Origin of the sequence: Desulfatiglans anilini DSM 4660 (genome assembly GCF_000422285.1) — a bacterium.
Taxonomy (GTDB): Bacteria; Desulfobacterota; DSM-4660; order Desulfatiglandales; family Desulfatiglandaceae; genus Desulfatiglans; species Desulfatiglans anilini.
Window position 1 is genome coordinate 141,207 of sequence record NZ_AULM01000004.1, and the last position, 14,425, is coordinate 155,631.

Sequence of the window (14,425 nt, forward strand, 5' to 3'; positions counted from 1 at the left end):
AGCTCAAAAACCTATCCGAAAAAGCAACGTCACCCATTTGACCGAAGGACAAAATGCGGTTTACAAAACCCTGAGATAAAGGGCCTTTGCCTTACCGGCAAGTCAGAGAAAACAAAACTTTCAGAACCTCATCGAGCAGGCATGCGGTATGGCTCTGCTCTTGGGGGAACCATTTGTTCGATGTGCCAAAGTTCCCACTAAAAGCTATTTGGATCCCGAACCGACCACGGGGGTGCTCACCGCTCAACCGGTTCGGATGGGGTACAACCCGGCGCTTCCGGGCAACCCGCAGCGATACCCTGAAAATGGAGTTTATTCGTGCTTGCAAACTAACGCGAAGGAAACTTTCAAGAAAAATCCGAGCAACCTTATACTCTAATTGAGAACAATGTGCAATAAAACTGTTGTAATACGATGCTCCGATGTGCCAAGCCCTGGTTTACCTTGAATCATCAGGCTGGAACCTTTCCTCTTCGATGGGGCATCGCCAATGCACACCAGCCAAATAGGAGTTCCAGGACAATCAAAGAAATGAGATGGGCAGATCCGAGGCCAAGGGGATCCCAGAGGCGTCCTTTCAGGACGCAACGGAGCGGCTGAACGGGTTTACAGCACCGCAGTGAAAACTTTAAACTGCCGTTACCTTTCAAAAGGGATTCAAATGGTTCCGGGACGGACCTTGATAGGACGGATTGTCGGCCTACGGCGTGGGAATTTCATTAGAGGTTGATTTTTTTCGCCTATGTTACACGGAAAATAGCGCATTCCATGTTTATGGGTGAACCGCAAATCAGCCCGGCAGATCCGGCCGCAAACCCACCTAGAGTGTCCATCCGGAAATGATTTTCCGGTACAACCCAATTTCCAATCCGGAAATGTGGGGTTTTTCCCCATATCAAGGAAATCAAGTGTTTGCACGGAGGCGACCTGCAGGTCGCCGCACAAGCAAACGTGCAGGTTGACACCGAGATGGGCCAAAAAGACCATTTCCGGATGGAAACCACCTAGGGTGTGTATAAAACGACCAGGCAGCGGGTCGGTTCGTTCGAGACGCTCTTCAGCTTGTGCGGGATGTCGGAGTTGAAGTGGCGGGAATCCCCTGGTTTGAGGTGGTGGGCGCGGTTGCCCAGGGTGAGCATGAGCTCCCCTTCCATGACGAAGATGAACTCTTCGCCTTCGTGCTTGTAGGCCACCGGCTTGTGGGTCTGGCGGGATTCGATGGTGATGAGGAAGGCGCGCAGGTGGTCGTTCTCGGCCCCCGGGCTGAGGGTCTGGTAGGAGTAGTTCCGGGTCCGCTTGACAAACGCCTGCGCGCGCAGATCCCGGAGGAGCGTCTTCTGCTCCTGGCGCAGGAACAGGCCGGGGTCGATCTTCAAGGCGTTTGCGAAACGGAGCAGAAAACCGACGGGGGGCGTCAGGAGGCCCTCCTCCACCTGGCGGATGAATTCCGGGGATTCGTCCGTCGCCTCGGCCAGGGCCTCCAGGGACCAGCCGTACTGCGCACGAAGGCGGGCAAAACGCGCTCCGAAACCATCCCCCTGTCCGCCGCCCGCCGCTTCGGTCAAGGCATCCGCCATGCGCCGCAGAGTCAACTGCTGCACGGCCTCGGTCAGATGGGGCAGAAATATCCGTGCATCTGCGACCACGCCGATATCGGCCACCTGGAAGATGGGCGCTTCCGCGTCCCGGTTGACGGCCACAATGGTCCCGGCCTCGCCGATCCCGGCCGTGTACTGCACGGCGCCGGAGGTGCCGATGGAAAAGAGCAGCCTCGGGTGGACCCGCTTTCCGGTCTGCCCGATCAGCCGCTCCTCCTCAACCCAGCGGGAGAACACCGGCGGCCGGGTCGCACCGACCTCCCCGCCGAGCGCAGCGGCCAGATCCCGAACGAGTCCGAATCCTTCCATATTCCCGAGGCCGGCCCCGCCGACGACCACGACCTCCGCCTCCTCGAGCGACTGACCGCGCTCTGCTTCGGCCGCAACCTCGAGGAGCGTGCACCCGCCCTGCTCCTGGATCCCTTCCCATGCAAAAGATTCCAGAAGCCCGGGTGCCCCGCGCTCCCCGCCAGGCATCCAGGCATACGGGTCCACGGTAACCAGGCCGGTCACGGCGTCATCGGCGAACACGATCTTGGCCGTAACCGTTCCTCCCCAGGCCGGACATCGTGCCTTGACGCGGCCCCCCTCGACCTCGAGGCGGATGCAGTCGGCGATCAGGCCCGACCCCGTCAGCGCCGAGACGCGGGCCGCCGTCTCGCGGCCAAGTTCCGTCAGGGGAAAGACCACCAGGCGGGGTCCGAGCACAGCGATCCGGTCGGCCAGCGCCTGTGCGAGAGCGCCCGCGGGCGCACCGCCCGACCATGGGATGCGATAGAGATGGACATCATCCGCCCCGCCGGCCGCGGCGGCCTCCGCCGCCTCCTCCACCGGGACAGCCTCGACTGCAGGGGGGGTCGACTCGTCCAGCCGCTCGAGGGCCGTCAGCACCATGACCGTTCGACCGCCAAGGGAGGAAGCCGCCCCGCGCGCGGCGTTCAAGGCCCGCAGGCTCAATCCGTAAAGGGCCTCGGTCCGGCGGTCGCCGAAGACCCAGACGGCGTTTTCAGCCGCATGCTGCAAGTCTCTCGCCCCAGCCCCTTCTTGGAGCGTCTTTTCCGGTTGGTTCATCCGATCAGCCCCCTCGCTGCGAGCCGCTTCGCGATCGTCTGAGCCTGCTCCTTGAGATCGCCTTCCAAAAATTCACACCGGCGCCGGCCGCCGACGGCCGGCGAAACCCCCTGAAGCTGCGTGGGGGAGCCGGCTTCGCCCACCGCGCCGGCGGGCAGACCGAGATCTGCGAGCGACCATCGTTCGATGGCCCCTTGCCCGAAGGCCGACTCGATCCCGGCCAAACCCGCATCGCGCGGTTCGGCACATTTCGGGTGGACGGAGAAAACGCCCGGAAAAGCGAGCCGGTAGGACTCGCGGAAACCGTCGCAACAACGCTCCACCTTGCACCCATCCGATTCACGGTCGAAGCGCCGCACCCCGGAAACGAAAGGCAGCCCCAGCATGACGGCAACCTGTGCGGGGACCTGCCCGGTGTCGCTGTCCGCGCTGCGCAGGCCGAAAAGGATCCCATCGACGGGGGCCGCCTTCTTCAGTGCGGCGGCCAGCACCCGCGCGGTGGCGAGGGTGTCCGAACCCGCAAAGCCGGGATCCGTCAGCAGAATCCCCTTGTCAAACCCTTGGGCGAGGGCCTCGAAAAGCACAAAAGCGCTGCTCTCGGGCCCCATGGACAAGGCCGTCAGACGCCCCCCGGCCTCGGCCTTCAAACGCAGGGCCGCCTCCATCGCCGCCCGGTCGAAGGGATTCAGCACACACGTGTCCGAAGACCGGACCGCCCTGCCTGACGGGGCCTTCATCATCACCGCCTTGATGCATACCACGATATGACGTTCCATTCATTCCATCCTCAGCCGGACGTTCGATCAACGCCGATCCTCCACCGGCCCTGCCATTTTCCGTCCGATCCAGCGACCGATCGGAAAAACGGGAGCGACGCACCAGCTCCGTTCGCTATTCCTCCAGGAGTCCCCTGGCAACCACCAGCCGGTGGACCTCGCTCGTCCCCTCGTAGATCCTCGTCACCCGGGCATCGCGGTAATAGCGCTCCACGGGATAGGCCTTCGAATAGCCGTAGCCCCCATGAATCTGGAGGGCCTTGTCGGTCACCTCCGAGGCCGCCTCGGCTGCGTACAGCTTGGCCATGGCCGCCGCCTGTCCGAAAGACTTGCCCTGATCTCGGAGTCGGGCCGACCGGTAGACGAGAAGGCGCGAGGCCTCCACCCGGGCCGCCATGTCCGCCAGCATCCCCCCCACGGCCTGGTGCTGCCCGATGGGGACGCCGAACTGCCGCCTCTGACGGGCGTACAGGACCCCCTCTTCCAGAGCGGCCTGGGAGATGCCGACCGCCTGGGCGGCGATGCCCATCCGGCCGGCATCGAGCGCCGCGAGACCGATTTTCAGCCCCATGCCCTCCCTTCCGAGCAGGTTTTCGGCGGGAACGGGACAGTCATAGAGCCGGATGGAACTGACCGGGTTCGCACGCACGCCGCAGAGGTCCTCGAGATCCCCGACCACGAAACCCGGCGTTCCACGCTCGGCCACGACCACGCTGATACCCTTGCGGCCCGCTTTGGGGTCCGTCCGGGCGAAGATCAGGCACACATCGGCGACGCCCCCGTTGGTCACGAACACCTTGTTGGCATTGACGATGTAATGATCCCCGTTGCGGATGGCGGTCGCCTCGATGCCGGCCGCATCGGAGCCGGCGTTCGGTTCGGTCAGGCAAAAGGCGCCGATCTTCTGCCCCCTGGCGAGCGGCGGCACCCATTTCCGCTTCTGCTCCCCGCTCCCGAAGGCCATGAGCGGGTAGACCGCCACGCTGTTGTGCACCGTCACGCAGAGGCCCAGTCCGGCGCAGACCCGGGAGATCTCCTCGATGACGACGCAGTAGCAGACCGCGTCCATCCCCGCCCCGCCCAGCTCATGCGGGACCTGGATGCCGAAATACCCCAGGCGGCCCATCTTTTCGACCACCTCCCAGGGAAAGGAGGCCTCCTGGTCGATCTGCCGGGCGATGGGCCGCAGCTCCCGCTCGCAGAATCCCCGCACCGAGCGGCGCACGGCGCGGCCCTTTTCCGTGAGAAATGTGTCCATCGTCTTTCTACCTGCCCCTTTTTGCCTTTCGGGAGACGGATTCAACCCACCAGCCAGCCCTGATTCACCTGGAAGGCCTTCTTCAGCATCCGGAGCGCACCCTTCTTGTCCTGCGGCCGCTTGACCATGATGCGGGTCTCCCCCATCACGAAGGTCAGATAGCTTTGAAACTTGACATGGCTGACCGCGGAAAAATCCTCGCTGACGCGGCCCCGTTCATCCGGAAATTGAAAGGTGATCCTGCGATTCCCGAAGTCCAGATCGATCCACTCGACAAACCGCCGCCGGTAAAAGAGGACCAGGGCATAGAAGGGGCCCACAAAAAAGGTGCCCTTGAGAGCGGCGGCGAACCAATCGCCGTCGTTCGACCCGAAGATCAGAAAAACGACGATCAGGTAAACAGTGACGGCAATCGGTTGAAGATGCCTGAAAAAAAACCGTTCCTCTCCAGGCATGGAAAATGAGTGTACATCAGACCGCGCATCCCCCTCGGCCATCACCCCGCCTCCCTCTTCAAACGCTCCTGCTTCTCCATGCCGGCCTCCCGATGAAGCCTTCTGAGAACCTCCAGGTCGTGCAGGATCTTGCTGCGATAGCGGCTGACGGAGGCCCCGTCCTTCATGATCATATCCAACTGACGCGTGTGGATGGTCAGATATCCCAAGGCCTTCAGGTTTTCCTCCATCTCATCGCGCGCGCGGTCCTCGATCCGCGCGATGAGCATGTCCTCCTTCACCTCGACCCGGAACCCCTGGTTTTCAAGGATATCGGCGATAAAGAGGATCCGCCGCTGACGCCGTTCATCGTCTGCGGCCCCGCCCTTGAAATGAAAACTGGCGTAGTTTTCGCTCGGACGGTCGCTCACCAGGGCCTCCGCCGTCGAAAAGTGGAAGCCCAGCCGGGAGGTCAGGCTGCAATAGTTCCTGGAGATCATGAAGTAGTTCCGCTCGGCGTACCGGGACCGCACCCCGGTGACCAGGTCCGTGTTGGTGGTCGCCTGGAACATGACAGAGAGCATGCCTCTCCCGTCGACCGGCGGGGGGCCTGCCCACGGCTTGAAACGGATTCCCTCCCAGATCGCCCGCATCGGGATCGAAACGATGTTTTCGAGCGCCACACGCCTCCCCTGCACCTCCTCCCTGAACCCGTCATCCAGGTTCAGGACCCACCACTGCATGGGCACCTCGCACACGAGCTGCTTGCTCGAGCGCTCGGGGAAATCGTGCTCCTTGCCGAAGAGGAACATCTCCGCCACGGCCTTCTCGTGGCAGAAGCGGGTAATGTCATGGAAGGTCCGGCAGTTTTCGGGCTTGAAGTCCATCGAATCGGGGTCGAGAAGATTCAAGGGCACGATCAGGGCTGCAGCCCCTTGAAGCGCCTTGTAAACCGGACTGCCCTCCATCAGGTTGCGGCGGCAGACAGGCGCACGCCCCAGGAGGGCCTCCGCCCGCCCGTCGTAAAGGGTCCGGCCCTCCGCATCCACAGTCACGATTCGCCCCTCTTCCAGACTGTCCATCACCCCTTCGAGGCCGAAGAGCGCCGGGACTCCAAATTCGCGGGCCACGTTGGCGAGGTGCCCCGCAATGCCCCCCTGCTCAGTGACCACCGCCGCGGCACGGCTCAGAAGGGTCGCCCATCGCGGCAGAGACTGGGAAGCCACCAGAACAGCCCCTTCAGGAAACCGGAGGGTGTCCATGTCCTTCCGCACCTTGAAGACGGGTCCAACACCCACCCCGGGGCTGGCCGTCACACCGCCGCTCGCGATTCCTCGAACGCCATCCGCAGCGCCGACAACCCTCGCAGCGTCTTGCGGCCCCGGCTCCGTGCGCTGCTCCAAGGGTCTGCACTGCAGAATCACCAGCCTGCCCTCCCCGTCGACGGCCCATTCAATGTCCTGTGCGACCCCGTAGTACGCCTCGAGACGCCTGGCCAGCAAGGCGAGTTCGATCGCCTGTTCATCCGTCAGAGAGGGTTTGTCCGCCTCCTCGTCCAGGCCATCCAGCCGGCAGACCCCCTCGGCCGGATAGCAGACGAACTTCTCCCGCTTGCGGGAAACATCCCGATGGTGGATGACGGGCGGATCTTCCCTCCCGACGACGAAAAGGTCCGTGGGCGTGCTGCCGTCGACGACCGACTTGGGCAGCCCCCACACCGCATGGATCATCACGGCGTCATCGCGGATATCCACCGGATTGCGGGAATAGGTCACCCCGCCCGCCACGGCATCGACCATGGCCATACACGCGACACACATGGCTACATCTTCGTCGCGGATCCCCCGGTTGAGGCGATAGGCCATGGCCGTCAACCCATACTTGCTGGCGACGATCTCCCTATAGGCGTCGAAGAGGTTCTCCCTGCTGACATTCAGCTGCGAGCGATACTGGCCTGCAAAGGACACCCCTTCCAGATCCTCCCCGAGGGCGCTGCTGCGCATGGCTACGGTCACCCCCGGATTTTCCTTCTCCTGGAGGGCCCGGTAGGCTGCTGTCAGAGCCTCCTCGAGCTCAGGCGGCATGGGGGCTTGAATAATCAGCTGCTGAATGGAGGCGCTCAAGGCGTAGAGTTGATCGAGGCGCTCCACATCCGTTGCCTGAATGCGCCGGTCGATCTCCGGCTGCAGCTCGCTGTGGGCCATGAACCGCTGGTAAGCCGCAGCCGTGATGGCAAAGCCGTTGGGAACCCGGATGTTCAGCCGGTTTCGGACCTCGCCCAGGTTGGCGATCTTCCCCCCGACCTGATCCGCGAGGTTCCGGTCGACAGCCTCGAGCGGGAGGGTCCATTCTCCCTCCCATAGGTGGACACCGGTCTGAAGGAATGGATTCAGCTGTTTCTGGATGGTCTTGAAGCGGTCGAACAGGACGGCGTACTTGTCTTGGGACAACTCATTGATGTGCTTAGTGATCTTGAAAACGCTGGTCGAGACGGCAATACAGCGCGAACGGACGAAGTGCATCCCGAAGGGCGCCGACCCCCTCAGGGCGCCTTCCATCTCCGCCATCGTGTCGAGCGCCTGATTGTTGGCGCTCAGGAGCAGTTTGAACTGATGGTACCGTGCCCTGAAGTCGTTGCGCAGACTTTCCACATCTCCGCTGAAAGACCCGGCTCCCCGTCTAAAGCACGAACTCAGAAATGCTTTGATACGCCGCATCATCAGCCTGATCCCATCCCGCATCTCCCGGCAGCGACCCAGGCACCCCGCCAGAAAACGGAAGCCAAAGGCCCCGGATGCAACCGGCGACCTTTGGCTCCCCTGTGCACCGCCTGGAACCAGCGGACGTCAGTGTCCGAACTTCAACCCGAGGCCCTCGAACAGGTAAAGGATCCCGAAGCCATACCAGACCGTGTAAATCACATAAAACACCAGAGAGAAAATCACCACGCCGAACCGATCCCCGATCTTCTGGGGCTGGATCCCGTAGTAGTTATAGGAGGCCTCCACCGCCTTCTGGCGGACCAGATCCACCATCTCGGCCGCCTTGAAGGCCTTCTGCTTGGTGAGATCTGTGTTCATCTCCTTGAGGGCCCTGTACCAGTTGTAAAGGGCGAGCTTTTCCTCATAGCCGTATTTTCCGGCCACCTTCGCGCCGTCATTGTGATACATGGCGTCTGCATCATCAAGGCATTTCTCCATGATTCGGCCAAGGTCCCCCTTGACGTTGAGAGACGCCCCTTCCACCACGGTCTCCGCTCCGCCGGCCTGAAGAAGCAGGGCCGTCTGCCGGGCGGTCTGCTCGTCCGCCGTTTCGAGGGCCAGATCCACCGTGGTTCCGATGAACTTGTCGCTCGTCTCTTTCACCTTGGGGATATAGTAAGCGGACCCCTTGGAGATGGAATTGTAGAGGGCATCGAGGTACTCGAGGCCGTTGTGGCCCTTGAAAACCGGTGAGAAAAAGATGACCAGCACGATGAAGAAGGCCACCATCATGACCAGGCCTTTCGTTAGACTGGATTTCTGAGTCGACATGATTAGACCTCCTCCCCGCGCAGTTTACGTATATTGCTCAGAAACGTGGAAATCACCCAGACCGAAAACCCCCCGATCACCACGAAGAACGCCCAGATACCGATCTTGTCGAGCAGGGCGCCCGTTTGCGGGGATATCGGCAGGATCTCCATCTGGCCCAGTTTTCCCGGGAGCGCGAAGATCCGGTTGACGAAGCCGGCGAGCACCGCCATGGCATAAAACCCGCGGATCGTGATCCCTTTGACCACCTTGGTCACCAGGGCCCCGATCTGCACCCCGAGGAGGGATCCGAGCAGCATGCCCATGGCCAGGGTGTAGAAGATGAAGCCGAAGATGGCGTACTGGCTGATCGCCGCATAACCCGCGGTGAAGATGATCTGGAAGATGTCCGTACCGACCGTCGTCATCGAGGAGACGCCGAGCATGTAAACGAAGATCGGAAAGGTTAGAAACCCGCCGCCCACGCCCATGATGCCGGCGGCAAGGCCTACCAAGGCCCCGCTCAGGACCAGGAAGACCCAGGAGATGCTCCGCCCCCCGGGCGTGAAATCGAAGTCGAATTTGACCATGGGCGGAATCTTGACCCCCTGCAGTTTGCGGGGCAGGTTGCCGAGCTCGGTGCCTTCGTCACGGCCGCCGTGGGCGTCCATGTGGGCATCGCCTTCCGGAACGTCCCCGCCGAGCGGCGCCCGCTTCTTACCCGCCTGCCTGGCGCGCAGGAAGTCCAGCAGGGCGTACAGCCCGAGGAAACCCAGCATGAGGGAATAAATGGTCGTGATGAAGGCATCGCTCAGGACGGGGTTGATCTCGTAGAGCATCCGGTTGATCAACCCCCCCGCCGTAGCCCCCAGGATCGCGCCGATCAGAAAAACGAGGGCCAGCGGCACCGACACATTGCCGAGCTTCCGATGGATCACGCTCCCCATGATGGCCTTGGCGAAGATGTGGAAGAGATCGGTCCCCACCGCCAGGATGCCCTTGATGCCTGCGCTCATGAGGGCCGGAGCGATGATGAACCCGCCGCCGGCTCCGATGCACCCTGTGATCAGCCCCGCGCCGAGCCCGATCAGGATAGAGACGATAAAGATCCCCGTTGAATAAAAAGCCGGGCTGTAGGCCTTCTTGCCCCCGAGGAACTGGGGCATGGTCTCCCCGATCTGCTCCGCGAAGGCGATGCCCCCGATCACCACCGGCACGAGCAGCAGGCCAAGCAAGGCCAGCCGCTTACGGTCCCCCAGGATCGTATGTGATACGTCCAATTCCCAGCGCGCGTGGGCCTGCGCACCTGCCATCATAAAACGTCCCCATTGCCGAAAGAAACCCATCTGCAATCAACCTCCAGTCCATATACGCAACAGTGGTTCCGTTCTCTCTTAAGCAGTCTTCGGCCTACCGCCGCCCCCGCTCCATCAATCCGGCGCCTGCGGTGCTTTCTTTCGTGCGTTGATCTTTTCCTGATGAATGCGCCTCTTTTTGCAGGCGTCTTGGATCTTGTAAAGCAGTTGGTCAAAATCGACCGGCTTCATCAGGTAGTCGAAGGCCGCCAGCTCCATTCCAACAATGGCCACACCCACATCGGCGTGGCCGGTCAGCATGATCACCTCCACGAGCGGATGGCGACGCTTGATCTCGCGCAGCGTTTCGATGCCATCCATCCCGGGCATTTTGACATCCAACACAACGACATCTATACCAGGATGTTTCTCTAAGTGGTCGAGCGCCTCCTCTCCAGATTTCACGCCGGCGACATCCACCTCCCGCTTCTTCATGCGTTTGAGCAGCGTCTCCAGGAAGTCTGTCTCATCGTCAACGAACAGCACGTTCATCCCTGACTCCAAAATTCCCCTCCACACTGGAACAGGCGCTTCGGGAAGGCAGCCCGTGGGCGCCTTTCCAGCCGCTGGGCAGAGGGCCCAAAAGCCTCCACCGCTTTGTAATATTTTTCACAAAACCTTTTAAGGCAAAAAATGATGAAATGCAAACGTTATCGAAACAATACGTAAAAAAAAATGAGGGGCGGGGGAAAGCCGGCGGGAGGACGCAGTCCCCCTCAAAATTCGCTTGACGCGTTCGGCTCCGAGCTTCTATGCTAAATTTTTGTTTACTTCCGGACTGGAAATTTCATGTGTCCAGTGTATTTTTGACTTGGACACGGGTTTGTTTCCCGTCGGATTTGGTTTTCCAACGTTCAGAACACCTGGTCATCGGGCGGTTCCCCCGAGGAAGACGATCGCCCGGACCTTCAGGCCGGTTCATGACGCTTACCGTGTGGCTCAGCTCCTCCCTGCGCAGGACTGCCCCGGGCTACGACCCCGCCAACGGCATGGCGGTGGAGGCCGCCCCGGGGGCCTCGGTGGCGGACATCTGCCAGGCGATCGGCGTCGATCCATCGGCCGTCAAGATCGTCATGGTGGATGGGCGGGCCCGTTCAATGGACCACCGGCTCGAAGGCCACGAACGGGTTGCACTCTTTCCACCGGTCGGCGGAGGTTGATATGCCCGAAACCCACTCAGGAGACCAGGTAGAAATCGTCGTTTTCGGATCTCTCCAACTTTCCCGGCACCGGAAGGGCCTGCCGGCCAGGGTGCTTCTCCCGATTCCGGAATCGGGGGCGGCTGCCCACTCGCTCCTCGAACCGATGGGGATATCACCGGACGAGGTCGAGGCCGTCTTCCGCAACGGCCGGGTTGTCAATATCTACGACCCGGTGTTTCCCGGCGACCGGGTCGCCTTTTTCCCCTATGGGACCCCCGGCCCCTACAGGGTGTTCCTGGGCATGGCGCGTGAAAACATCCGGCGCGCCGAAAAGGAACAACCCGCTCCCGAAAAGGGCAGCCGCCCGTGAGTATCTTCCTTTCTGAAGAACAGTCGGCCCTCCTCGAAAACGCCGCTGAATCCGTCCTCCAGCCCTCCGGCGAAGCGCTTCGCATTCTCCGGGAAAAGACGGCGGCCGAACTGGTGGAAAAGTGGGGCATGACCTTGCGCGCCGTTCACGAAGCCGCCATGCATCTCGGCATCTACCCCGCGCGCTACACCCGCAACCGAGGCTCCATCTCTCTCGAGGAGCAGATCGGGCTGTCGCATGCACAGGTGAGCGTCATCGGCGCCGGCGGTCTGGGGGGAACCGTCATCGAACTCCTTGCCCGCCTCGGGGTCGGGCGCATCGTGGTGGCCGACCACGACCGTTTCGACGAAACCAATCTCAACCGGCAGGCCCTGAGCCGGGCCGGGAATCTCGGCGCATTCAAGGCTGAAGAGGCCGTACGCGCCGTTCAGTCGATCAACCCGGCCGTCGAGGTCATCGCCCGTACCACCCGGCTGACCAGCACCAACGCAGAAGAATTCCTCACAGGCTCCCTCACGGCGGTCGATGCCCTCGACAACATCCCCGACCGCTTTCTGCTCGAGTCCGCCGCCCGAAGGCTCGGCATTCCTCTGGTGCACGCAGCCTTGGCGGGCTTCGAAGGGCAGCTGATGACCATCTTCCCGGAAGACCGGGGGCTCGAACTCCTCTATGGGAAACCGCCGGCCGGCAGGACCCGCTCCGCCGCCCCGGAGGCCGTGCTCGGCGTCCCCACCCCTACGCCCGCCCTCTTGGCCACGCTCCAAACCATGGAGGTGCTCAAGATCCTCACCGGCCGCGGGCGGCCGATCCGCAACGCCATGCTGCACGTCGACCTCGGAACGGGGTCTTTCGATACCTTCAGTTTCGATCCGTCTCCCCGTCAGGAGAGAGGCGGTCGAACGTCAGGGCAAGCTGCTGAGCAATGAGCGGGGCGTTGCCCCCTGAACGATTGTTGATCACGACGTACGCCCTGGCTTCTTGGGCCACCGCCGCCTGGAGGATTCGGGCCGTGTCCGGGATCATCCGTCGATCCAGCATCCCATCGACCAGGTGGTCGAAAGGGAAGGCGCGGGCATAGGCATCCTCGTAGCGAACCCTGCGGGGGGTCATGAGCCGGATGACATAGGTGTGTTCTCGATTCCTGCAGCGCCGCCCGGACAGATTGAACTGCTGCTCCAAGGAAGGCAGCCAGGTCCAGTGGGAAAGCACCTGGCCCACCCCGCGGGCCTCGAGGACATCCAGGACGGCGGGGTGCCAGAGCGAAGGGGTGCGCAGCTCCACGTGATAGCGGCCGTCCTCGGGCAGGGAGCCGAAAAACGCGTCCAGGTTTTCGGCGTGATCAGCTGGTTCGGGGCGCTCATTCCGGCGCTGGTATTCCTGCTCGAAGATCAGGGCGGCCAGCCAAGGCCCGGTCAACGCCAGAGCGGGTTCATAGAACCGCTGCGTAAAGAACGCGCTGTCCAGATAGGCTTCATTCTCTACAAAGCCGCCCGCGCGGTGGAGCTTCCGGGCGAAAACCGCCTGAGGCACCTTCAGGATCAGCCTGTCCGAGGAACCGAGGCATCCGGCATAGGTCTCCAAGGTCCGGTATGTGCGTGTCGGCCGTCCCGTTGCATCGAGAAGCGGCTCGTAGAAGGTAAAGTCCAACTCCAGGGTGCGGAAGTGTTGAAAGTAGTCCCGCACGCTCTCCACCGGCAGCACCTCTTCGACGAACCGTTTCCCGCCGAGGCGCCTGGTGCGGCGGGTGATTTTCGGGCGCCAGGCTTCCGGATAGATCTGTCCGATCCACCCGGCATACCGGTCGCTGGCTGTCCCGATACAGACCAAGGGATGAATGTCCCTGAACTGATAGCCTTCGAACGGGAACGTCGAACGAGCCATGGCTGCCACCCCTCCCCGCAATACCTCTCAGCATACTGCAAGACGCCGCGATTGCAAGCGGATTGAGCCCGTCCCGGCGCTTGCCTTTCCTTCGGAAGCGGAGTATCCTATAGCGGTTCGCAGTTTTTGCACAAAGGGCCCTTTCCCGGTCCGAAGCAATATGCCGTGTGCGGATGAAAAGCGTTTCCAGACAAGGAGGCACCATGGCTTCCCCTCCCCCTATACGCTATGATTCCGGTGATGATCAGGCCAGGGATAAACTCTCTCGCCTGATGAAGCTCCGAACAGGGACTCCATCAGGCACTCCACCGGAACAGGTTCAGATGGAAGGCCCCGACACAGGGCAGAAAAACCAGCCGATCGAACCGGAAGGCCGCTCCCTTTTCGGGGGAAGCAAGCTCAAATGGATCCTTTTCCTCATCTTCGTTCTGTATGCCCTGATCGCCCGCTACTATGAGCCGCTTCTCCAGAAGATGGGCTCCTATCTGGCCGTCTCGGATGAGCCGCGCCAGGTCGATCTCGCCGTCATCAGCTTGGGAAACCCGCTTGACCGCACACTGACCGCCGCGGACTGGTACAACGAAAAACGGACAAAAACGATCTTTGTCGGCCGGACGGCGCCGCCGGACGGCGCGGAGGAGTTTCTCGCGCGGAGGCTCCCTCTCAGGGAAGAGCGGGACCGGATCCTCCGTTGGCTCGAAGCCCTCCAGGTTCCCTCATCGGCCTGTCTCCTCGACGACACCTATCTCGAGGACGTCACAGCCGAATCCATCACCGTCAAGCGCATCGCCACGGAGAACCGCCACCGGCGCATCGCCGTAATCACCGCACCGCTTGAAGGCCGCAGGATCGCAAGCATTTACCGCGATGCCTTCAAAGACACAACGATCGACATCCTGATCATACCATCCTCTTATTCCTCCAAAGGAGAAGAGGCCTGGTGGCGCTCTTCCGCGGGGAGGGAAGCGGTGCTGACCGAATACGTGCGATTGGCACTCACCGCCGTCTCAAGCAGCCGGTGAAGCAGG

General features: G+C 61.9%; 13 protein-coding genes. 4 read left to right on the forward strand and 9 right to left on the reverse strand.

Annotated elements, in window-relative coordinates; genetic code table 11:
- Positions 1 to 1,004: 1,004 nt before the first annotated feature.
- The 8 genes from H567_RS0106205 to H567_RS0106240 all read right to left on the reverse strand — a co-directional run bounded on the left by H567_RS0106205 (position 1,005) and on the right by H567_RS0106240 (position 10,496).
- Positions 1,005 to 2,669, reverse strand: a complete 1,665-nt coding sequence (locus tag H567_RS0106205) for an FAD-binding protein (RefSeq protein ID WP_084516935.1) — start codon at positions 2,667 to 2,669, stop codon at positions 1,005 to 1,007.
- Positions 2,666 to 3,445: an electron transfer flavoprotein subunit beta/FixA family protein gene (locus H567_RS0106210; RefSeq protein ID WP_028320745.1), complete on the reverse strand. Its 780-nt coding sequence runs from the start codon at positions 3,443 to 3,445 to the stop codon at positions 2,666 to 2,668. The genes H567_RS0106205 and H567_RS0106210 overlap by 4 nt, the downstream gene beginning before the upstream one ends.
- A gap of 115 nt (positions 3,446 to 3,560) precedes the next feature.
- The gene (locus H567_RS0106215) at positions 3,561 to 4,703 is read right to left on the reverse strand and encodes an acyl-CoA dehydrogenase family protein (RefSeq protein WP_028320746.1); all 1,143 of its coding nucleotides are present in this window, start codon (positions 4,701 to 4,703) and stop codon (positions 3,561 to 3,563) included.
- Between the two features lie 41 nt (positions 4,704 to 4,744).
- On the reverse strand, positions 4,745 to 5,200 hold the full coding sequence (locus H567_RS0106220) for a hypothetical protein (RefSeq protein WP_028320747.1): 456 nt from the start codon (positions 5,198 to 5,200) through the stop codon (positions 4,745 to 4,747).
- Positions 5,200 to 7,788 (reverse strand): PEP/pyruvate-binding domain-containing protein, encoded by a 2,589-nt coding sequence (locus H567_RS23350; protein ID WP_244155431.1) that lies wholly within the window; start codon positions 7,786 to 7,788, stop codon positions 5,200 to 5,202. Before H567_RS23350 ends, H567_RS0106220 begins: the two co-directional genes overlap by 1 nt.
- A 195-nt stretch (positions 7,789 to 7,983) precedes the next feature.
- Positions 7,984 to 8,670 (reverse strand): hypothetical protein, encoded by a 687-nt coding sequence (locus tag H567_RS0106230; RefSeq protein WP_028320748.1) that lies wholly within the window; start codon positions 8,668 to 8,670, stop codon positions 7,984 to 7,986.
- 2 nt (positions 8,671 to 8,672) lie between these two features.
- Positions 8,673 to 9,995 carry a sulfite exporter TauE/SafE family protein gene (locus tag H567_RS0106235; RefSeq protein WP_028320749.1) on the reverse strand — a complete coding sequence of 441 codons (1,323 nt, stop codon included), beginning with the start codon at positions 9,993 to 9,995 and terminating at the stop codon, positions 8,673 to 8,675.
- 84 nt (positions 9,996 to 10,079) lie between these two features.
- On the reverse strand, positions 10,080 to 10,496 hold the full coding sequence (locus H567_RS0106240; RefSeq protein ID WP_028320750.1) for a response regulator: 417 nt from the start codon (positions 10,494 to 10,496) through the stop codon (positions 10,080 to 10,082).
- A 428-nt stretch (positions 10,497 to 10,924) separates the two neighbouring features.
- Here H567_RS0106240 and H567_RS28975 point away from each other — a divergent pair, with 428 nt between their 5' ends.
- Genes H567_RS28975 through H567_RS23360 form a run of 3 tightly spaced genes read left to right on the forward strand, consistent with a single transcriptional unit; the run spans position 10,925 to position 12,442 of the window.
- Positions 10,925 to 11,164 (forward strand): MoaD/ThiS family protein, encoded by a 240-nt coding sequence (locus H567_RS28975; protein WP_028320751.1) that lies wholly within the window; start codon positions 10,925 to 10,927, stop codon positions 11,162 to 11,164.
- Between the two features lies 1 nt (position 11,165).
- Positions 11,166 to 11,516, forward strand: a complete 351-nt coding sequence (locus tag H567_RS23355; protein ID WP_051184532.1) for a ubiquitin family protein — start codon at positions 11,166 to 11,168, stop codon at positions 11,514 to 11,516.
- Positions 11,513 to 12,442, forward strand: coding sequence for a HesA/MoeB/ThiF family protein (locus tag H567_RS23360; protein ID WP_153306072.1), 930 nt, complete (start codon positions 11,513 to 11,515; stop codon positions 12,440 to 12,442). Before H567_RS23355 ends, H567_RS23360 begins: the two co-directional genes overlap by 4 nt.
- Here H567_RS23360 and H567_RS0106260 read toward each other — a convergent pair.
- Positions 12,375 to 13,397, reverse strand: a complete 1,023-nt coding sequence (locus H567_RS0106260) for a DUF72 domain-containing protein (protein WP_028320752.1) — start codon at positions 13,395 to 13,397, stop codon at positions 12,375 to 12,377. The two genes, H567_RS23360 and H567_RS0106260, sit on opposite strands and share 68 nt — an antisense overlap.
- A 323-nt stretch (positions 13,398 to 13,720) precedes the next feature.
- Here H567_RS0106260 and H567_RS0106265 point away from each other — a divergent pair, with 323 nt between their 5' ends.
- Complete coding sequence (locus H567_RS0106265) at positions 13,721 to 14,419, forward strand: hypothetical protein (RefSeq protein ID WP_028320753.1); 699 nt, start codon at positions 13,721 to 13,723, stop codon at positions 14,417 to 14,419.
- The last annotated feature ends 6 nt before the right edge of the window (positions 14,420 to 14,425 follow it).